A 17528-nucleotide genomic window follows, 5' to 3' on the forward strand; every position below is an offset into this window, starting at 1 on the left:
ATAAACAGAGATACAAAAGGAGCACCTTCGAGAACTTTCTGCTTATCTTTGGATAATCAACATTTTAAGCTCAGCCTCTAAGAAACTTTTTTTTCGAAAAATAAGGAAAAATGTACCCGTGTTTCAGCATTTTCTATGAAATAATAAAAGATAGAAGCTAGCGAAAGGAGTAAATGAGCATGAGAGTTTTTTTCCCTGATCCTCAACGAAGACCACAAAAAGATATTCAAGAAATGACTGCTAAATTAACCAAGCAATTCCAAGCAATTGATGAACGATTAACACTAGAACATTTTGATGATTTTGTTGATTATGGCCCAGAAGTGTTTCCCCAATTAGCTCCACTTTATTGGGATCCACGAGTGCCGAATCATCCAATGGAACACTTTGTTTACTATGAATATGTTTTGAGATTAAATGGGTTTCCTATTTATGTGATCACACCGTATAGTGAGGTCATAGATAAAACTTATACGAGAAAAGGGAGAGATAAAGATCCCTTTTGGTCTTTGATGAGACGCATTGATCCTGAGATTTTATCGATCATCCATGAATATCAGATCCAAAATCTTCATTACTGGCGGGATCTTTATTCAGTAACCCAATTTCAAGCAGAAATCAATAAAATCAATAGTAGAGTATCCTTGATCCCCGAAAAAACAAATAACGAGGCGCGTACACTCCTTTTTATTGATCCAAAACAACGAGACCCTGAATTTGTCCGACGAACCACAGAACAAATGGCTCAAGAATTAGCTGAGCTTGATCCGCACTTGTCCGTGGTCTACCATGAGGATTTTATTGATTTTGGCCCAGAAGATGGACTGTTTTTATCCGAGTGTCCTTTTGATCCGGAAGAGGATGATCCCGATGATCCGCGAGCGGGGTTAGCAGATACAGAGTATACCGTCTATTATGAGGATACGATTTTATATGCTTCAACCCCTTATTCCTTAGGTTATGGGTACCATGGGGACTATTTTAGAGGAGGAATCCCTAGCAGGGAATACTTAGGACTATCTCAAGAATTTACGGAAGAAATCCTAAGAATAATGAATAAATTTAGCCTTTATAACTACTATTATTGGCGACATTTATATACTCCTGCAGATTTTCAAACAGAAATAAGACGCTATCAAAAAAGTTGGGACTTAGAGTAAGCAAAGTCCCAACTTTTTTCTATTTTTTTACAAGAGGATAGACGGTGGAAATCGTTATTTTTCCATTTTCTTTGATATTGACATGACCTTGGATCTCAAAAAGACCGTTGCTTGCTTTTCCGCTGAATGGTTTATTTCCGGTGCCATTAAAGGTCGTTTCGGAAATGATTTGTTCGACTTCTTGCATGATTTTTTCTGCACCCCAATCATCGGGAAAAACAGTAGAATTAGCTTTCTTGTATTCCCCCGCATATTTTACTTTTGCTTCATAAGGCATACCTTCTGTTACTTTCCCGACTGGTTCGTAGATAATGCCGCTTTCTTTTCTATAAAAATCTGGGTGTCTTGAATGCGCACCTGACAGATCAGGAACACCATTTTTTCCTGGTTTGACCTCGCCAGATAGATGATTGAGGGTTTTCCGTTTAAAATATTTTGTAGGCTGGATCTTTTCTACAATACTTTTATTCGGGCACCCTTTGAGAAGGGCTTCTTCTTCTACTGCTAGAATCGTTTTTACTTGTGCTTCTTCAACTTCAACCGCTCCGAGGAGTTCTCCTCGTTCGACCGTGGTCAATAAGGAACGCATCTCACTCCACGGCAGACACATCGCCACTAAAAGCACATCCAGTGGTTCAATTTTCATCTCGGATTGCTTGATGCGCAATTCGGTAGGTTCCTTAAGACGTTGCCACCAATCTCTTCTAAGATATTTACCGTGTCGTCATTTAAGGTTTTAGGTAAGGCATCGGTTCGTTCCTCGTCATAAAAGCCATCAGCTAATGCATAGTATGTAGCGTAAATACCAAAAAATTTCTGGACTTTCCGTAAAGAATAGATGACTTGTTGGTTATAGCCGATCGTGATTTGTTCCATCGGCACAACGGTTTGTGTCCCGCGATAAACGAACATACCTTCTCGATTGAGTACTAAATCCTGTCCGTTGGCTTGGGCAACGATTCGAAAGAAATTGGTATGAAATGTTTCGGGAAATTGGTTAATCAGCTGATCTCGTTCCTTGATCATTGCTCCGGTGATGTCTTTTCCTGTACGATTGACGGTATCAACATCGGTTGGTGGGATCGCACCTATTTGAACGGTTGCATGATTCAAAAAGAACTGTAGTACGGTCTCAGGTGTGTCCATTTGGTTAAGGAAGGTAGCAAAATCTGTTTCGATGGCAATATTGATCGTATTAGAACTGTAGTTATTGTAGGTTTGTTTCTCATGATCATAGGCAGTAAATGCAAAAGTAGCATTCACTTGCTTATCGGTCCACATCGAAGGAACAAACGTGATTTCTTGTAATGAGCCGATCCTAGGTGGAATTTTGATGTTCCCGGGGTAGTAATTATTGATCGAATTCTCTAGATAAACTAATAAACTTTGTCCATCAGTTGTTTTTGGTCGAAAAGTCAATTTTTCTTTGGTTTTGATGAGTTGATAGCCTGACAGATCGGGACTGACATTTAAGTAATCGATAAATTGGTTTTGTAAAGCAATCCAGCTAGCCATTTCCATTTTGCTAAATTCGTCTAAATCGGTAGGATTTTCTGGATGATCAATGATTTCGTCAAAAACAGCAAGGGTATGTCGTAACAACTTCTTTTGTGTGAGACGATAAGCTTGACTAAGGGCGGTTTCTTGTGCACCGGGTTTGAGATACGGGGTAGTAAACTCTGCTAAGGTGACCGCTTGAATAATTGGTGCGATCGGTGCAAGATTGAAACGGGTGCTTAACGGTAGGAACGCTGGGCCATACATTAAATCTATGTAGTCATTTAAGATCAAATTATCGAAGACGTTTCGTTGACTCGATAAAGAAGATGGGTCTTTTTCAAATTTGAGTTTTTCTATTTCTGTTATTTTTTGTGGTTACTCGGGAGACGAAAGCGCATTAGGTAGTGTGAACGTCACTGGTGCTTCTCTACTTGCAGAATGAAGGGTATGATCGGTCGCAAAAGCTATGATACTAGGTGGAAGTATCGTTGTTAGTAAGAGATAGAGGACAAGCCACCAACAGCCCCAAGTTAATTTTTTGTTTTTCATTTTTTATCACTCCTTTGTATTTGGTACCACAAGTGTACAAAACAAAGAAAGCGTTTTATTTGAAAATGAATATTCTCTAACACCTTATTTTTCCAAAAAAAAAGAAAAAAAGTTCTTCTATAATGAGCAAACATGAGCAAGGTGGTGTAAATCATGTGTTTTTACGATGGCTTATAAATAGAAATACTCTTTGACAATAAAAAAAGGCTCTTTTAAAATGCGAAAAACGATTTTAAAAGAGCCTTTTTTTATTGCTCAAGATGAGGGAAATCAACACACCCTCACATGAAACAAATAACTATTCATTTTTTATAAGGAAACTATTGTTAGTGATTCAAGAGTTCGGCTGTTAAACGTTTTGCTGTCGGTGTAACCGCCAAACCACCTTCAGCCGTTTCTTTAAAGATGGCTGGCATCTGACGACCTACTTGATACATCGCTGCGACGACTTCATCTGGTGGGATGACACTTTCGATTCCTGCTAAGGCCATATCTGCCGAGATGAATGCCTGAGAAGAGCCGAGGGCGTTTCTTTTAACACAAGGGACTTCAACGAGGCCTGCGACAGGATCACAAATCAGACCCATCATGTTTTTCAGCGTAATTGCGATAGCTTGGGCTGCTTGATGGGGCGTGCCATTTTTTGCACAGACTAGGGCGGCAGCGGCCATTGCACTTGCTGAACCAACTTCTGCCTGGCATCCGCCTTCTGCACCACTGATGGAGGCGTTATTGGCAATGACTAATCCAAAGGCACCAGCGGTAAAAAGAAACTCAATCTGTTGTTCGTGGGTCAAAGACAATCGGTCACGGACAGCCATGAGAACACCAGGTACAACACCAGCGCTTCCTGCTGTAGGGGTGGCACAAATCAACCCCATTTTTGCATTTACTTCGTTGACAGCGATAGCGTTGCGGACTGCTGACAAAATGGTTTCACCACTTAAAAAGTCGGCTTCTTTTAAGTAACGAGCTAGTTTTTGGGCATCGCCGCCAGTGATTCCAGTCACAGACGTTACACCTTCGTTTCCTTCAGCGATGGATTGTTCCATGACACTGAGGTTTTTTTCCATGATTGCAATGATTTGTTCTCGTGGACGACCACTCATATCCATTTCAACAGCAATCATTAATTCTGCGACACTAGGATAATTTTCTGCTTGGCGAACCAACTCTTCAATAGAGAAAAACATCTTTCTTCCTCCTTTAATCAAAATAATTAACGCTGTCGATCTTCGGTAATTGCGTTAGTTTACTTATAGTGTCATCTACTTGTGGATCATCTACTTCGATAATCATAATGGCATTTTCACCCTTTGATTCTCGTGTAACAGTCATTGTACCGATATTTGTATTTGTTTCTGAAAGGATATTCGTTACTTTAGCAATCATCCCAGGTACATCTTGATGAACGATGATAAAGGTCGGTGTTCCCATGCTTAATGAGATTTTGAAGCCGTTTAATTCCGAGATTTGGATATTTCCGCCACCAATCGAGATACCAGTGACTGAAAGCTTCCGTTTTCCTTTTTTCAACAATAGTTTAACGGAGTTAGGATGCTCTGCTTTTTCACCCTTAGGCACAAAGAGAACTTCCATTCCTGCTTCATAAGCTAACTGCAGTGAATCTGCCAGACGCTCATCATCTGGTTCCATGCCTAACAAACCACCAACTAAGGCGATGTCTGTTCCGTGTCCCCGATAGGTTTTTGCAAATGATTCATAAAGATAGATATCCACAGAATCTGGTTGTTCCCCAAAAATACTACGGACGATTTTGCCGATTCGAGCAGCTCCAGCAGTGTGAGAGCTGCTTGGACCGATCATGACTGGACCAATAATGTCAAAAACACTACGATATCTTAATTCTTTCATTTTTCCACCTCTTTAAAATAGATAAACACCCCAGCAAAAGTAAGTGAACTGTGTATAGCTCACTTACTCGTTTCCTCATCATTTTTGAACCATAAACTACATTAGTTAAATTAAATAAATATTTCACAAGCGTGCATTAATCTAGGAAACGCATCAATGATAGCTATGAAAATATATCGAACAATATTTTTATATTTTTAAATAGAAGAAAGCAGAAATTTCTAAATTACTAATGAGTGAGCGGTAGTGCTACCTTATGTATTTTCGCTTGTTTTCTTTTCAGCGTAAGTGTATCACAAAAGAAGGAAGATGAGGTGGACTTCCTGTTGATTTTTAGTTTTTTTTTAGAGGTTCAAGCAATAAATTAAACATTTATCAGAAAAAAATCTTGAAAAATAGAATATATTTGCTATACTGTATCAGTGTGCATTGTCATATGCATTATTTTGACTGATAATCGAAGGATTATGAGTGAAAACGTGGGAGGAGAAATATGCATCTCCAATTAACCACATCACGGACTTAAGGAGGTATGTCTCGTGGCAAAGAAAGTAGAAAAAATCGTTAAATTGCAAATTCCTGCAGGTAAAGCAACTCCAGCTCCACCAGTAGGTCCTGCACTAGGTCAAGCGGGTATCAATATCATGGGATTCACTAAAGAATTCAACGCTCGTACAGCTGATCAAGCAGGTTTAATCATTCCGGTTGTTATTTCTGTATACGAAGACCGTTCATTCACATTCGTTACAAAAACACCACCAGCTGCAGTATTATTGAAAAAAGCTGCAAAAATCGATAAAGGTTCAGGCGAACCAAACAAAACTAAAGTTGCTAAAGTTTCTAGCGATCAAGTAAAAGAAATCGCTGAATTAAAAATGGAAGACCTAAACGCAGCTGACATCGAAGCAGCTATGCGCATGGTTGAAGGAACTGCACGAAGCATGGGGATCACTGTAGAATAATCGCTACACCCTAAGAAAGTAGCTTCTCAGTTGGCTCTGTATTGAAAGATATAGAACACGTGGGAGGTACAACCGTTATAACCACAATCAAGGAGGAACCAAAATGGCTAAAAAGAGCAAAAAAATGCAAGACGCATTAAAAAAAGTTGATTCAAGTAAAGTTTATCCTGTTGCCGAGGCTGTAGCTTTAGCAAAAGAAACAAACATTGCAAAATTTGACGCGACTGTTGAAGTTGCATACCGTTTGAACGTAGACCCTAAAAAAGCAGACCAACAAATTCGTGGTGCTGTAGTATTACCAAACGGAACTGGTAAAACACAAACTGTTTTAGTTTTTGCTAAAGGAGACAAAGCAAAAGAAGCTGAAGCAGCTGGTGCAGATTTCGTTGGTGACGACGACATGGTTCAAAAAATCCAAAACGGATGGTTTGACTTTGACGTAGTTGTTGCTACACCTGATATGATGGCAACTGTTGGTCGTCTAGGACGTGTTTTAGGACCTAAAGGCTTAATGCCAAACCCTAAAACAGGTACTGTAACAATGGACGTAACAAAAGCTGTTAACGAAGTAAAAGCTGGTAAAGTTACTTACCGCGTAGACAAAGCTGGAAACATCCATGTACCAATCGGTAAAGTATCATTCGACAATGAAAAATTAGTTGAAAACTTTGCAACAATCCATGATGTATTAGTGAAAGCTAAACCATCAGCAGCTAAAGGTCAATACATGAAAAATATCACAGTTACAACAACATTTGGACCTGGTATCCATGTAGACCAAGCTTCTTTCTAATTCTTGAATTAGAACGTTGATTGATCCAACTGAAAAATAATTCTTGACTCAACTAGTTTAGCATGCTAAGCTAGTTGAGGTTAATAATTAACTTGTACCGAAGACAGTAGGTGGCGTAGCCTTAATTTCCTACCGAGGACGTTTATTGAATACTTTCAATAGTCCCTCTATGTCTACGGTGGCATAGAGTTTTTTTATTGTGAATCACTAAGAACGAAGTGAGTAGATGATGAACAATACTCGGTCAATGATCAAGTGTAAAAACTCTTCCATCAAAATTCAGGAGGTGAAACTCAAAAATGAGTGAAGCAATTATCGCAAAAAAAGCAGCAATCGTTGATGAAGTGAGCGAAAAATTTACAGCAGCAGCTTCTGTAGTCGTAGTTGACTACCGTGGTTTAACTGTTGATGAAGTGACTCGTTTACGTAAACAACTTCGTGATGCAAACGTAGAAATGAAAGTTATCAAAAACTCAATCCTTTCACGTGCCGCTAAAAAAGCTGGATTAGAAGGCTTAGACGAAGTATTCACTGGACCTACAGCCGTTGCATTTAGTAACGAAGACGTTGTAGCACCAGCGAAAATCATGGACGAATTTGCTAAAGAAGCAAAAGCATTAGAAATCAAAGGCGGTATCATCGAAGGTAAAGTATCTTCATTGGAAGAAATCACAGCATTGGCAAAATTGCCAAACCGCGACGGACTTCTATCTATGTTGCTATCTGTACTACAAGCGCCAGTCCGCAACGTGGCTTACGCTGTCAAAGCAGTGGCAGACAAAGAAGATGGAGATGCAGCTTAATAGCCGCATAGCATAAATAAAAATACGAACATCTAAAACGGAGGAAATTATAATGGCAATGAACATTGAAAACATTGTTGCTGAGTTAAAAGAAGCAACTATCCTAGAACTTAACGACTTAGTTAAAGCTATTGAAGAAGAATTTGGCGTATCTGCTGCTGCTCCTGTAGCTGCAGTTGCTGCTGGTGGCGCTGCTGCTGCTGAAGAACAAACAGAATTCACTGTAGAATTAACTGCAGCTGGAGACCAAAAAGTTAAAGTTATCAAAGCAGTTCGTGAAGCAACTGGCTTAGGCTTGAAAGAAGCTAAAGCTGTAGTTGACGGAGCTCCTGCACCAGTTAAAGAAGGCGTATCTAAAGAAGAAGCTGAAGAATTAAAAGCTAAACTTGAAGAAGTTGGCGCATCTGTAACTGTTAAATAATTTTATTGATTTTTAATTGGCTGAAAACCTTGATATTTAAGGTTTTTAGCCTTTTTTTATTTTTTTGACCATACTTTTTAAAAATTTAAATAAGCTGCAAATTTATCAGCAGACCTTTCTTTTTGTTTTTTAGTCACATGAGTGTATATGTTCATTGTTGTATGAATATCTGAATGTCCTAACCTTTCTTGAACTTCTTTGACAGACAAACCAGCTTCAAATAATAAGCTACAATGTGTATGACGGAAGCCATGTATGGTAATATCATTGAAATTATGTTCTTTGCATATTCTAGATAAAATAATATTAGGTCGAGTTATATCTATATAATTATTGTTTTTAGAAGAAAAAATTATTTGATTCTTTGTTTTAGCATGTTGACCATGGGCAAGTAAATAACGTTTTTGCTGAGTTTTCCATGTCTTCAAAATATTTAGTGTTTCGTCATCTAGCGAAATTTTTCTAATAGATGTGTTTGTTTTTGGTGGTGTAGAAATAAATTTATTATCTGAATTTCTCGTGATAGTTTTATTGATTTCAAGTGTTTTATTAAAAAAATCTACATCGTCCCAAGTTAATGCTAATGCTTCACCTTTTCGTATTCCTGTAAAAGCTAGAACTCTGAATAGAGGATAAGTTATAAGGAATTTGTCTTTTTGACAGCATTCAAGAAAATCTTGTAATTCTTCTTTTTCAAAATATTTTAATTTAGTCTTTTTTTGCTTGCGTTCTCCTTTTGAAAAAGTCACTTCTTTCATAGGATTTTCTTTAATTAGGTTCATTTTTTTTGCATAATCAAAAACTGCAGATGTATAACATTTTAAAGCTTTATAGGTAGAATATTGTTCTTTCCATTTGTTGATAGCTTCTTGACAGTAAGCTATGTTATAGCTTTGTATTTTTTTATTTCCAAAAAAAGTTGAAATGTTTTTATCAAACAAAAACTTAACACGTAAGTAAGTACTTTCTCTGACTGTTGGTTTATATTGTTCAATCCACATATCTTTTACTTGTGTAAAAGTGTAGTTATTGTCTTTTACTAGTTTTTTATCTGTAGCTAAAACTTCTAGTCTAGCTAGTGCGATTTTCGCTTCTTTTTGTGTTTTGAATCCTCTTTTAGTTGTATATCTCTTTTTTCCAGTTAATGGATCAATACCAAGATATGTCTTGAAGTACCACGCTTTTTCACCATTTTTCTTTTGATATTGTTTGATCATAGCCATAAAATTCAACTCCTATTCTAATTCTATTTCTAAAATACTATTGTCAAATGATTCTAAAATCTCGTTTTTTTCTATGAAATCAATCCATTCTTGGTATCCGTTGTATTTTGGAATTCCTAAATGAGATTTAAGCTTTTGATAGGTATTCATTACGATTTTTTTCCATTCTTCTTCACCAGTGCGAATGATTTTATCATCATCCCACTTTTTTGTTTTTCCGGTTCGTTTACTATTTTTTGATATTTGATAGTCTTTCCATTTTGTTAAAAATATATGTTTTGAATTAGAGTTGTTTTCTAACCATTCTTTGAATTCTTGATATTGCATGTTTTTCTCCTTTCGAATGTATGTTCTTATCGTTGTAAAAGAAAAGCCCGAAGGCTTTTCTTTAATCATTTTTAGAAAAAGAGAGCATCAGCTCTCTTTTTTATCAGAATTTCCAAATTAAAGCAACAGAACCAACAATTAAAGTCATAAGCACACCAGCCGTAGATAGAATATGATTAACTTTTTCTCCAGTTTTTGGCATGGTATATTTAGAGGTTGAAACTGGATTTTTCTTGGTAGTTCCGACAGATGATTTGGTTGCGATAGGTGCAGGTGATTTAGTTGTTGCATTATTCGTTTTCGGAGTAGCTACTGTTGATGATGATGTCGTCATTGTTGTTTGATTAACAGTTCCTGAATTTTGAGTATTTCCAGAAACGACTGCTGACGCTGGGTTTCCGACAGTTACTGTAGTTGTAGTACTCAAACCTGTTTTTCTATCTCTGAATGTAATTTTATATTGTCCTGGCAAAGAGCAATTAATAACTTCGATATTTTTATTTGCATTTCCTTGGGCAGGAGTAAAGCCGAGTTTTAGAGCTTGGGCAATTGTCATTACCTGAATATTATTTAAGTTTGCTGGTCCAATCAAGGCATTTAAATCAGTGTAATAAACTTTTGAATTTTGTTGCCCATTTTTAGAAATGTAGGCATAATTACTTGTAATGATGACATCTAAATTATTTTTATCCCCGTTTGTGTAAGTTATTAATTGCAACAATTCATTTTTTGAGATTGTAACACCTGGTTTTACTCCATAAGATTTAGATGTAGCTTTTAAAGTAGTAACAGGTGATGCGCTTGATTGTGTTGTTTCTTGAGTTGAGCTGTTAGTAGTGCTACTAGATTCTGTTGAGCTACTAGTACTTGATTTAGTAGTAGATCTTGAAGTAGTACTTGATGATGCTTGAGTACTATTTTGTGTTTCTAGCTTGCTAGTAGTACTAGTCTCTGTCTTAGCTGAAGAGCTTGAACTAGTGCTGTCTTTAGTACTAGAAGATGTAGTACTGCTAGTCGAGCTATCTTTTACTGGAGTAGTAGAAGATGTAGTAGTACTGTTTTTTTCAACAGAAGAAACTGTAGTTTTTTGAGGACCAGAATCACTAGTTGTTTCTCCATAAACTACTGGCGATGCACAAATAAGAGATAATAGAGCGACGGACGACAATAAAGCTTTTTTCATATATTTTCCCTCCTCTACAAAACTTTTCAAATTTAGAAAAAGATAATAACCTAAGAAAAGTTTTGCTTGCTATTATTTATTTGCAGTCAATAGCCGAGGAAATTCGGTTAGGTAGTCCGTGTTGGTAGCACGGGCTTTTTTTATTTGTAAATATCGCCACGGTTGCCAATTCTAGCAATAATACATACTTTGCCATCATCGTCAAAAATGATACGGAACGTACCAACACGTAATCGTTTGTAAGAAGAATGACCTTGCAATGGTTTGACATCGCCACTAGGTAGAGCATAGATAGCTTTGATAATACGACTTTTTGTTTTTTCATCTTGTTTCTTCAAAAACTTTAAAGGTTGTTTTTTGAAAATTACTTTTTTCATTTACATAATTCCTAATTCTTTTTTTAATTCTTCATAGGTAAAGTCTTGACCACTGTCTGTTTCATCAATACTAGATAAGAGTTTTTTATAGAAATCGTCAACGATAACTTCGCCATCTTCGTTAATTAGATCATTTCCATTTGATAGTTTATAAACTAATTGTAAGACAATTTCTGTTGCTTCATCATCTAAATTTTTAATAGCATAAGATAATTCTTCTTGTTTTGTAGTCATCTTACATAACCACCTTTCCAATAATTCTAAAATCATCATTTTCAGTCACAATAATATCATCGTAATCACTGTTAAAAGATTGAAGTCTCGCAATGTCGTTTTCAAACCATATGCGTTTTAAAAAAGCTTGACCATTTAAAATAACTACTCCAATTGCTCCGCTGAAAACTTCTAGTTGTCTTTTGACAAACACATAATCATCATCATGGAAAATAGGCTCCATGGAAGCTCCATTTACGGTTAAACAAAAGTCAGCGTCATCAGGAATGATTTCAGTAGGGAGAGTAATTTCTTCTCTATATTCATCTGCTAAAAATTCCCCGGTACCAGCAGAGACAGCACCGCACCAGTAAAATACGGACATAGATTTTTTTTGTTGTTTTCTCTGTTTGTATTGTTCTAAAGAGGTGATATTTTTATTTCGACTATTTTCTTTTTCTTGTTCGTCCAATTGGTTTTTTGCAAAAACGTAGACTTTCTCTTGTCGAGGTGGTGATAGTTGATTGTATATTTTTTCTATAGATGAGCTGCTATAATCGTCTAGTGCCATTAAATAAACCGGTGAAACACCAAATATTGAAGACATTTTTTCAATCATGGAACGTTTCATGTTTTCTACATTACCTTTCTCGTACTTATTAATAGCAGCTCTTTTAATACCTACTTTTTCTCCAAGTTCTTCTTGAGTCATATTATGCTCGATACGAAGCCTCTTGATTCTTTCAGCCATTGTTTCACTCATATTTACCTCTCTTTCCTACACTTCAAAATTAACATTTTTCATAAATTGTTTCAAGTTGTTTTTAATTTGTTTAAAAAAAAGATACAAAAGTTGTTGACAAGTGTCAAGTAAATGATATACTCGTAGTATCTTTAAAAGATACAAAAGGTTAGGAGGGGGAAATATGAACAAAGAAAAATTGCGTTCTATTATTGTTTTAAACGGTGAAAACCAAAATGTTTTGTCTCTTTTTATGGGAATTACTCCACAAAGTTTTTCTGGAAAAATTAATGAACGTAATGGTGCTGAATTCACTCAATCAGAGATCAAGTTAATTAAAGATAGATATAATTTGACAGCAGAAGAAGTAGATGAAATTTTTTTTAGCCACTTTGTATCTTAAAAAGATACAAAGTGGTTCTAATATAACCAAACAACCAGCGTAGGAGGTATAACTGATGCAACTAAACATTCCAGATGAAGTAATTCAAAACGAATTAGCAAGTAATATTACTTTTATTGTTTTGAAAGAAATCGAAAAGCGATCCAGCTTGTTGACTAAAACTGTTGAATTACCACCTTACCCGAATAAGTCTCAAGTAAAAGAAATATTGAGAATTGGTGATGACAAATTAAGCGGTTGGATTTCAAAAGGTTTAAAGATTCAACAATGGAGTGAACAAGATATTCGAATTGAACGAACTGAATTACAACGATTTTTAAAAGAAACTTTTGAAATTTAAATATTTAAACTTGTTCTACACTCACCACTTCCGAAAAGAGGAGTTGCGAGTTTTCTCCTTAAAAAATCAAGTTCGCACATACACGTTGGCATGAGCAACTCCTCTTTCCGGAGGTGGTGACGGTGAGAAACGAAGGAGGGAGCGAATGACCTTACAAGAGCATCAACACTTGATGCAAAGACTTAATCAGGAATACCACAAGGAAATGAAACCTAGATTGTTAGGGGAACAATGGCGTGAACGCCAGAAGAAGTGGTTAGAAATAAAAAGACCGACCAGCGAGTGCAATCGCTAATCGGTGAGAAATAAGAACTAGTAACTTAAGTCTATCACTCAGAAATGGAGGTAGTCAAATGGAAGAATTACAAATGGTAGCACTCAATGAGCTTCTTAAGCAACAGCAACAAATTATTGTATCGCAAGAAGAAATAAAAAAAGAGCTCCAAGCTATCAGAAATAGCAAGGAGTGATATGGAAACAATAGTAATTACTTGTGTACCATAGATGGAAAACTAAACAGAAAGGGTTCCATCGTCTAGTTTTTTGAGTTTTGTATTTGTCCACAGTTCGCCAGTCTTCATATTTGAGATCGAATAGATATTGTTCTCATGAATGTGAAAAACAATATATTCTTTTTCAGTGGTAGCAAATGCAGCTTTGATAGTTCCTAAATTCGCGCTACCAGTTATTGGGTAGTAATAATTAAGCTCAGTCAAAATATCTCGATAATCCATCTAATCACCTCCCTATCAGATATTTCAGTCTGTCACCCTGATAAGGAGATTATATCAAAGACTGTGGCAACAAAAAAAGACCGCCTGAGCGATCATTTCTCGTCTGTTCTACCGACCAAATAATCAAGCGACACACCGAAGTAGTCGGCTAGGACGATTAATACATCGAGACTGGGGCGTCTACTACCGTATTCGAAACGTTGATAACTTTGCAGCTTTACATCAAGTATTTCGGCCATATCTGATTGAGTCAAATTAGCTGTTTCCCTAAGTTGTTTTAATCTGTCAGGAATGTTTGTTTCCATGAGAAAACCTCCAAAATAAAAATACTTGACTACAACCGATATGGATGTATAATAAAATTAGGTTACAACCTAATCGGATGTAATCAATAAAGAAAGTGGGATGTGATTTGAATAACGAAAAACTAAAAAAAGCCCGCGAAAATGCAGGTCTAAAGCAACATGAAGTAGCAAAAAAAATAGGAATTACGCTAACTTCATACCAAAGATTTGAATACGGTACACGCCTACCAAGCTTGAGTACCGCATTCAAACTAGCCGAAATACTCGGCACAAGTGTTGATGCACTTTTTAAAAATCATTTTAGCTAAAGTATACCATGATAACGGAGGAACAACAATGGCAGAAACAGCAAAGAAACACCAGCTAATTATCGAATATGAAGATGTAGCTGATTTAAGAGCTAAGTTGAAAGATGAACAACGCAATTTAATCGGTACTCGCACGTTTGACGTGTTTAGACCAGTTGCTATCCAAGATGAGGAAATAATCGCAGTCAATAAACAGTATTTTACTGAAGATGATTTTGATAAAACAATGCTTGAACCACTGAGAGCAATCTATGTGGCTGAAGGGAAATTTTTAACTGAATCTACAATCCACGAATCATTGAAAAAAATAGCATTGAATGTTTTTGGTGTTACCAAGAACAAGGATTTAATGCAAGAGCAGTTACTGCAAGTACAAGAAGCGTATCAAGCGTTTAAAGATTTATATTTACGTTTATATGAAGAGCGTGTGAGCAAAATAGCAAAGGAGCGATAGTACATGAACGAAAAAATAATTGATTTATTGATTATTTTATTTACAACGTTAGTACTTGTAGCAAAAAACTACGTCATCTTTGGCTTGTTGTTCGCAATTGCCATGCTTGTGCTTTGCGTATTAGCAAGAGGAAAAGAGGTCAAGCATGAATGATTTTGCGCAGTCGTTAGACAATTGGATTACTACTCCTGATTACGGAGTTCCTCAATATGAAGCACCAATCGACGAGGAGGATGAAGATGAGTAAATCAACTTTAGACATGAGCCATCAAGAATGGCTCGAAGACCGCAAAAGAGGTATTGGTGGTTCTGATGTCGCAACAGTACTTGGATTGAATAAATACAAATCCCCTTATCAATTATGGCTTGAGAAAACGGGTCAAATTGAATTGAAAGATTCAGAAAGCGAACCAGCTTATTGGGGCAATGTTTTAGAAGAAGTTGTTGCCAAAGAATTTCAAGAACGAACAGGCAAAAAAGTACGCAGAAGAAACCAAATGTTTGAACATCCGTTACATCCATTTTTAAGAGCCAATATCGACCGTGATGTAGTAGGAGAAAATGCCATTCTTGAATGTAAAACAGCGAATCAATTTCTTAGCAAAGAATGGGAAGGAGAAGAAGTGCCACTTAGTTATTTGTGTCAAGTGCAACATTACATGAATGTTTTGAACAAGGATTATTGTTATATCGCTGTGTTGATTGGTGGTCAAAGATTTATATGGAAACGAGTTGAACGAGATCAAGAACTGATTGACATCATCACAGAACGGTTAGTTGATTTTTGGGAAACGAACATTATCGGCGGAGAAGAGCCACTGATCGATGGAAGTAAAGCAACGTCAGATTTTCTAAAAGAACGTTATTCGGAATTAGATTCAACTGAAATTATGCTTCATGCCGATTATGATGTTCTACTCGATCAAAAAGAAGAGTTACTCAAAAATAAGAAGGAACTAGAGAAGAGTATTCGACAAATCGACAATCAAATTATCCAGGAACTTGGAATAAAGAATGCCTCTACAGGTATCACACCTAATCGGATTATTTGTTTAAAATCAGTCGTTTCTAAACGAAAAGACTTGAAGAAAATAGCAGAGAAATATCCATATGTGATGAAAGATGAGGAAATTTACAGTTTATCAACTTCAAATAGATTAGTGATAAAGGAGATTCAGTGATATGGCAACAAGTAAAGATTTAAAGAATCAGCTAACAGAACAAAATAATCAAGCAGTTGATCCTTCTAAATTAGGGCTTAAAGCTCTAATGAATACACCGACAATGAAAAATAAATTTAAAGAAGTATTGAAAGAGAAATCTGATGGTTTCATGGCAAGTGTATTAAATTTGGTAAATAACGATTCTTATTTATCTTCTGTTGATCCAATGAGCATTGTTACTAGTGCAATGGTTGCCGCTTCCTTAGATTTACCAGTGGATAAAAATTTAGGATACGCATGGATTATTCCATATAAAGGAAAAGCCCAATTTCAGTTAGGGTACAAAGGATATATACAGTTAGCACAACGTTCGGGTCAATATCAGTCTTTGAATGTTATCGAAGTATATGAAGGCGAATTAAGAGGTTGGAATCGATTGACGGAACAGTTTGAATTTGATCCAGAAGGTCGTTTATCTGACAAAGTCATTGGGTATGTTGGATATTTTGAATTATTGAATGGGTTCAAAAAAACTGTTTATTGGACAAAGCAAGAAATTGAATTGCATAAACTAAAGTTTAGTAAATCTGACTTTGGTTGGAAGAAGGATTTTGATGCAATGGCCAAAAAAACTGTTTTAAGAAATATGTTGAGTAAATGGGGAATTCTATCAGTGGAAATGCAAAAAGCAACGGTAACTGATGAAAATGTCGTAAAAGATATCAATGAGAATGGTGATATTTTATCCGATACAAATGTTGAAGAAGATATACCAGAACGTAAAGAAGCAGAAAAAGTGGAAGACGTATCATCAGCGTTTGATGAATACGAAGAAACAGCAAATACAGACGAACAACATGATTCATTGTTCGATGATATGAATCCACCACTATAGCGAGGGAGTTTCCCCTCGCTTGTCTAAGGAGGAGTGATGATGGACTATATTCGACAAATTTTAGCGTTTGACGATTATTTAATGTACAATCAGGGACTTTCATCTGGTCAAATTGCTTTATGGCGCGCATTGATGAGCATAAACAATAAAGCAAGATGGAGTGAGTGGTTTACGGCAAGTAATCAAACGCTTGAAACTTTGTCCGGTCTTTCACGCCAAGGAATAAATAAAAATCGAAATATCCTTAAACAATTAGGGTTGATTGATTTCCGAAGTAATGGAAGAAAAGCAACCTCTTATCATATATGTAAACTTTATACGTCAAATAGTTTACAAGAGAGTGTACAACATAGTAGCGAAATAGTAGCACAAAAGTATACAACACAGTTGCGCAACAGTAGCACATTAAATAAACATAAACAAAACAAAAACGAAAACAACACTGTAAATGCTTCTGGATCTAGTATAGATTTTCATTCAGAAATTAGCGCAACAGGTTATTGGTTAAATCAAGTGAATCCAGCAGAAGCACCAATGGTCTTAGAATCTATTCGTTTTTGGGTAAATGATTTTCAAGGACAAGATGAAATTGTCATCATGGCGATTGAAGAAATGCTGAAAAATGGTGCTAAAAATTATAACTATCTCGATAAAGTGCTGAAAAGTTGGGAAAACAAGCAACTAGACACCGTTGAGAAAGTGAAAAAGTATTTGCAAGGTCATTATTCAAAATCGCCTAGAAATGCAAATAAAACGCTTGAATACGAGAAATTTAGCACAGATGAGTTGCCTATTTGA

Annotated in this window: 26 protein-coding genes and 1 other annotated feature; of the genes, 14 read left to right on the forward strand and 12 right to left on the reverse strand. The window is 36.2% G+C overall.

Translation table 11 applies throughout. From position 1 onward, the window contains the following. Positions 1 to 179: 179 nt before the first annotated feature. The gene (locus IGJ18_RS01865) at positions 180 to 1160 is read left to right on the forward strand and encodes a hypothetical protein (RefSeq protein ID WP_438842793.1); all 981 of its coding nucleotides are present in this window, start codon (positions 180 to 182) and stop codon (positions 1158 to 1160) included. A 19-nt stretch (positions 1161 to 1179) separates the two neighbouring features. On the opposite strand, the gene IGJ18_RS01870 is transcribed toward IGJ18_RS01865, so the two are convergent. The 4 genes from IGJ18_RS01870 to sdaAB form a co-directional block, all read right to left on the reverse strand. Beyond that, the gene (locus IGJ18_RS01870; protein ID WP_438842794.1) at positions 1180 to 1806 is read right to left on the reverse strand and encodes an EndoU domain-containing protein; all 627 of its coding nucleotides are present in this window, start codon (positions 1804 to 1806) and stop codon (positions 1180 to 1182) included. Beyond that, positions 1803 to 2924: a hypothetical protein gene (locus IGJ18_RS01875; protein WP_438842795.1), complete on the reverse strand. Its 1122-nt coding sequence runs from the start codon at positions 2922 to 2924 to the stop codon at positions 1803 to 1805. Before IGJ18_RS01875 ends, IGJ18_RS01870 begins: the two co-directional genes overlap by 4 nt. 611 nt (positions 2925 to 3535) lie before the next feature. Further along, on the reverse strand, positions 3536 to 4402 hold the full coding sequence (sdaAA, locus tag IGJ18_RS01880; RefSeq protein ID WP_096709617.1) for an L-serine ammonia-lyase, iron-sulfur-dependent, subunit alpha: 867 nt from the start codon (positions 4400 to 4402) through the stop codon (positions 3536 to 3538). A gap of 13 nt (positions 4403 to 4415) precedes the next feature. Continuing rightward, positions 4416 to 5084, reverse strand: coding sequence for an L-serine ammonia-lyase, iron-sulfur-dependent subunit beta (gene sdaAB / locus IGJ18_RS01885; protein ID WP_010720152.1), 669 nt, complete (start codon positions 5082 to 5084; stop codon positions 4416 to 4418). A gap of 539 nt (positions 5085 to 5623) precedes the next feature. Here sdaAB and rplK point away from each other — a divergent pair. The 4 genes from rplK to rplL all read left to right on the forward strand — a co-directional run bounded on the left by rplK (position 5624) and on the right by rplL (position 8063). Next, on the forward strand, positions 5624 to 6046 hold the full coding sequence (rplK, locus tag IGJ18_RS01890; RefSeq protein WP_010720151.1) for a 50S ribosomal protein L11: 423 nt from the start codon (positions 5624 to 5626) through the stop codon (positions 6044 to 6046). 103 nt (positions 6047 to 6149) lie between these two features. Next, positions 6150 to 6839, forward strand: coding sequence for a 50S ribosomal protein L1 (gene rplA / locus IGJ18_RS01895; protein ID WP_010720150.1), 690 nt, complete (start codon positions 6150 to 6152; stop codon positions 6837 to 6839). 79 nt (positions 6840 to 6918) lie between these two features. Continuing rightward, positions 6919 to 7044, forward strand: a sequence feature (ribosomal protein L10 leader region). Between the two features lie 94 nt (positions 7045 to 7138). Beyond that, a complete protein-coding gene (gene rplJ, locus IGJ18_RS01900) occupies positions 7139 to 7642 on the forward strand; it encodes a 50S ribosomal protein L10 (protein ID WP_438842796.1) in 504 nt (167 codons plus the stop codon). Between the two features lie 52 nt (positions 7643 to 7694). Beyond that, positions 7695 to 8063, forward strand: coding sequence for a 50S ribosomal protein L7/L12 (gene rplL, locus IGJ18_RS01905; RefSeq protein ID WP_010720148.1), 369 nt, complete (start codon positions 7695 to 7697; stop codon positions 8061 to 8063). Between the two features lie 77 nt (positions 8064 to 8140). On the opposite strand, the gene IGJ18_RS01910 is transcribed toward rplL, so the two are convergent. The 6 genes from IGJ18_RS01910 to IGJ18_RS01935 all read right to left on the reverse strand — a co-directional run bounded on the left by IGJ18_RS01910 (position 8141) and on the right by IGJ18_RS01935 (position 12149). Beyond that, entirely contained in the window at positions 8141 to 9286 is a 1146-nt protein-coding gene (locus IGJ18_RS01910; protein WP_325821998.1) for a site-specific integrase, read from the reverse strand. A 12-nt stretch (positions 9287 to 9298) separates the two neighbouring features. Then, complete coding sequence (locus IGJ18_RS01915) at positions 9299 to 9613, reverse strand: hypothetical protein (RefSeq protein ID WP_010738506.1); 315 nt, start codon at positions 9611 to 9613, stop codon at positions 9299 to 9301. Positions 9614 to 9716: 103 nt separating this feature from the next. Beyond that, positions 9717 to 10796 carry an LPXTG cell wall anchor domain-containing protein gene (locus tag IGJ18_RS01920; protein ID WP_010738505.1) on the reverse strand — a complete coding sequence of 360 codons (1080 nt, stop codon included), beginning with the start codon at positions 10794 to 10796 and terminating at the stop codon, positions 9717 to 9719. 140 nt (positions 10797 to 10936) lie between these two features. Then, on the reverse strand, positions 10937 to 11173 hold the full coding sequence (locus IGJ18_RS01925; protein WP_010738504.1) for a type II toxin-antitoxin system RelE family toxin: 237 nt from the start codon (positions 11171 to 11173) through the stop codon (positions 10937 to 10939). Continuing rightward, positions 11174 to 11407 carry a hypothetical protein gene (locus IGJ18_RS01930; protein WP_010738503.1) on the reverse strand — a complete coding sequence of 78 codons (234 nt, stop codon included), beginning with the start codon at positions 11405 to 11407 and terminating at the stop codon, positions 11174 to 11176. Between the two features lies 1 nt (position 11408). Beyond that, complete coding sequence (locus tag IGJ18_RS01935; RefSeq protein ID WP_010738502.1) at positions 11409 to 12149, reverse strand: XRE family transcriptional regulator; 741 nt, start codon at positions 12147 to 12149, stop codon at positions 11409 to 11411. A 163-nt stretch (positions 12150 to 12312) separates the two neighbouring features. Between IGJ18_RS01935 and IGJ18_RS01940 the strand changes: the two genes are divergently transcribed. From IGJ18_RS01940 to IGJ18_RS01950, 3 genes are all read left to right on the forward strand, one after another. Continuing rightward, positions 12313 to 12531 (forward strand): hypothetical protein, encoded by a 219-nt coding sequence (locus IGJ18_RS01940; protein ID WP_010738501.1) that lies wholly within the window; start codon positions 12313 to 12315, stop codon positions 12529 to 12531. Positions 12532 to 12586: 55 nt separating this feature from the next. Next, on the forward strand, positions 12587 to 12871 hold the full coding sequence (locus IGJ18_RS01945; RefSeq protein ID WP_010738250.1) for a hypothetical protein: 285 nt from the start codon (positions 12587 to 12589) through the stop codon (positions 12869 to 12871). A gap of 145 nt (positions 12872 to 13016) precedes the next feature. After that, positions 13017 to 13166, forward strand: coding sequence for a hypothetical protein (locus IGJ18_RS01950; RefSeq protein ID WP_164906921.1), 150 nt, complete (start codon positions 13017 to 13019; stop codon positions 13164 to 13166). Between the two features lie 217 nt (positions 13167 to 13383). Here the strand turns inward: IGJ18_RS01950 and IGJ18_RS01955 are convergent, their stop codons facing one another. Both IGJ18_RS01955 and IGJ18_RS01960 read right to left on the reverse strand, forming a co-directional pair. Next, positions 13384 to 13605 carry a hypothetical protein gene (locus IGJ18_RS01955; RefSeq protein WP_010738498.1) on the reverse strand — a complete coding sequence of 74 codons (222 nt, stop codon included), beginning with the start codon at positions 13603 to 13605 and terminating at the stop codon, positions 13384 to 13386. A 92-nt stretch (positions 13606 to 13697) separates the two neighbouring features. After that, a complete protein-coding gene (locus tag IGJ18_RS01960) occupies positions 13698 to 13910 on the reverse strand; it encodes a helix-turn-helix domain-containing protein (protein WP_128436381.1) in 213 nt (70 codons plus the stop codon). A gap of 107 nt (positions 13911 to 14017) precedes the next feature. Here IGJ18_RS01960 and IGJ18_RS01965 point away from each other — a divergent pair, with 107 nt between their 5' ends. The 6 genes from IGJ18_RS01965 to IGJ18_RS01990 all read left to right on the forward strand — a co-directional run bounded on the left by IGJ18_RS01965 (position 14018) and on the right by IGJ18_RS01990 (position 17528). Further along, a complete protein-coding gene (locus IGJ18_RS01965) occupies positions 14018 to 14218 on the forward strand; it encodes a helix-turn-helix transcriptional regulator (RefSeq protein ID WP_071855678.1) in 201 nt (66 codons plus the stop codon). A 28-nt stretch (positions 14219 to 14246) separates the two neighbouring features. After that, complete coding sequence (locus IGJ18_RS01970) at positions 14247 to 14672, forward strand: hypothetical protein (RefSeq protein WP_128436384.1); 426 nt, start codon at positions 14247 to 14249, stop codon at positions 14670 to 14672. A gap of 3 nt (positions 14673 to 14675) precedes the next feature. Then, complete coding sequence (locus tag IGJ18_RS01975; protein ID WP_164906922.1) at positions 14676 to 14825, forward strand: hypothetical protein; 150 nt, start codon at positions 14676 to 14678, stop codon at positions 14823 to 14825. Between the two features lie 80 nt (positions 14826 to 14905). Then, positions 14906 to 15853 (forward strand): YqaJ viral recombinase family protein, encoded by a 948-nt coding sequence (locus IGJ18_RS01980; protein ID WP_438842797.1) that lies wholly within the window; start codon positions 14906 to 14908, stop codon positions 15851 to 15853. A gap of 1 nt (position 15854) precedes the next feature. Next, positions 15855 to 16730, forward strand: a complete 876-nt coding sequence (locus IGJ18_RS01985; RefSeq protein ID WP_438842798.1) for a recombinase RecT — start codon at positions 15855 to 15857, stop codon at positions 16728 to 16730. A gap of 39 nt (positions 16731 to 16769) precedes the next feature. Then, positions 16770 to 17528 carry a DnaD domain protein gene (locus IGJ18_RS01990; RefSeq protein ID WP_325822050.1) on the forward strand — a complete coding sequence of 253 codons (759 nt, stop codon included), beginning with the start codon at positions 16770 to 16772 and terminating at the stop codon, positions 17526 to 17528.

This window comes from Enterococcus sp. AZ078, assembly GCF_051714985.1.
In the GTDB taxonomy this organism is placed as follows: domain Bacteria; phylum Bacillota; class Bacilli; order Lactobacillales; family Enterococcaceae; genus Enterococcus_B; species Enterococcus_B hirae.

What these genes read in the sequence shown, in the direction of transcription:
- IGJ18_RS01955 (WP_010738498.1), bottom strand. Translation starts at nt 13,605, where the DNA reads ATGGATTATCGAGATATTTTGACTGAGCTTAATTATTACTACCCAATA.
- IGJ18_RS01970 (WP_128436384.1), top strand. Translation starts at nt 14,247, where the DNA reads ATGGCAGAAACAGCAAAGAAACACCAGCTAATTATCGAATATGAAGAT.
- IGJ18_RS01975 (WP_164906922.1), top strand. Translation starts at nt 14,676, where the DNA reads ATGAACGAAAAAATAATTGATTTATTGATTATTTTATTTACAACGTTA.
- IGJ18_RS01910 (WP_325821998.1), bottom strand. Translation starts at nt 9,286, where the DNA reads ATGGCTATGATCAAACAATATCAAAAGAAAAATGGTGAAAAAGCGTGG.
- IGJ18_RS01870 (WP_438842794.1), bottom strand. Translation starts at nt 1,806, where the DNA reads ATGAAAATTGAACCACTGGATGTGCTTTTAGTGGCGATGTGTCTGCCG.
- IGJ18_RS01915 (WP_010738506.1), bottom strand. Translation starts at nt 9,613, where the DNA reads ATGCAATATCAAGAATTCAAAGAATGGTTAGAAAACAACTCTAATTCA.
- IGJ18_RS01920 (WP_010738505.1), bottom strand. Translation starts at nt 10,796, where the DNA reads ATGAAAAAAGCTTTATTGTCGTCCGTCGCTCTATTATCTCTTATTTGT.
- IGJ18_RS01990 (WP_325822050.1), top strand. Translation starts at nt 16,770, where the DNA reads ATGGACTATATTCGACAAATTTTAGCGTTTGACGATTATTTAATGTAC.
- rplJ (WP_438842796.1), top strand. Translation starts at nt 7,139, where the DNA reads ATGAGTGAAGCAATTATCGCAAAAAAAGCAGCAATCGTTGATGAAGTG.
- IGJ18_RS01940 (WP_010738501.1), top strand. Translation starts at nt 12,313, where the DNA reads ATGAACAAAGAAAAATTGCGTTCTATTATTGTTTTAAACGGTGAAAAC.
- IGJ18_RS01980 (WP_438842797.1), top strand. Translation starts at nt 14,906, where the DNA reads ATGAAGATGAGTAAATCAACTTTAGACATGAGCCATCAAGAATGGCTC.
- IGJ18_RS01985 (WP_438842798.1), top strand. Translation starts at nt 15,855, where the DNA reads ATGGCAACAAGTAAAGATTTAAAGAATCAGCTAACAGAACAAAATAAT.
- IGJ18_RS01875 (WP_438842795.1), bottom strand. Translation starts at nt 2,924, where the DNA reads ATGTATGGCCCAGCGTTCCTACCGTTAAGCACCCGTTTCAATCTTGCA.
- sdaAB (WP_010720152.1), bottom strand. Translation starts at nt 5,084, where the DNA reads ATGAAAGAATTAAGATATCGTAGTGTTTTTGACATTATTGGTCCAGTC.
- IGJ18_RS01930 (WP_010738503.1), bottom strand. Translation starts at nt 11,407, where the DNA reads ATGACTACAAAACAAGAAGAATTATCTTATGCTATTAAAAATTTAGAT.
- sdaAA (WP_096709617.1), bottom strand. Translation starts at nt 4,402, where the DNA reads ATGTTTTTCTCTATTGAAGAGTTGGTTCGCCAAGCAGAAAATTATCCT.
- IGJ18_RS01960 (WP_128436381.1), bottom strand. Translation starts at nt 13,910, where the DNA reads ATGGAAACAAACATTCCTGACAGATTAAAACAACTTAGGGAAACAGCT.
- IGJ18_RS01865 (WP_438842793.1), top strand. Translation starts at nt 180, where the DNA reads ATGAGAGTTTTTTTCCCTGATCCTCAACGAAGACCACAAAAAGATATT.
- rplA (WP_010720150.1), top strand. Translation starts at nt 6,150, where the DNA reads ATGGCTAAAAAGAGCAAAAAAATGCAAGACGCATTAAAAAAAGTTGAT.
- IGJ18_RS01950 (WP_164906921.1), top strand. Translation starts at nt 13,017, where the DNA reads ATGACCTTACAAGAGCATCAACACTTGATGCAAAGACTTAATCAGGAA.
- IGJ18_RS01935 (WP_010738502.1), bottom strand. Translation starts at nt 12,149, where the DNA reads ATGAGTGAAACAATGGCTGAAAGAATCAAGAGGCTTCGTATCGAGCAT.
- IGJ18_RS01925 (WP_010738504.1), bottom strand. Translation starts at nt 11,173, where the DNA reads ATGAAAAAAGTAATTTTCAAAAAACAACCTTTAAAGTTTTTGAAGAAA.
- rplL (WP_010720148.1), top strand. Translation starts at nt 7,695, where the DNA reads ATGGCAATGAACATTGAAAACATTGTTGCTGAGTTAAAAGAAGCAACT.
- IGJ18_RS01945 (WP_010738250.1), top strand. Translation starts at nt 12,587, where the DNA reads ATGCAACTAAACATTCCAGATGAAGTAATTCAAAACGAATTAGCAAGT.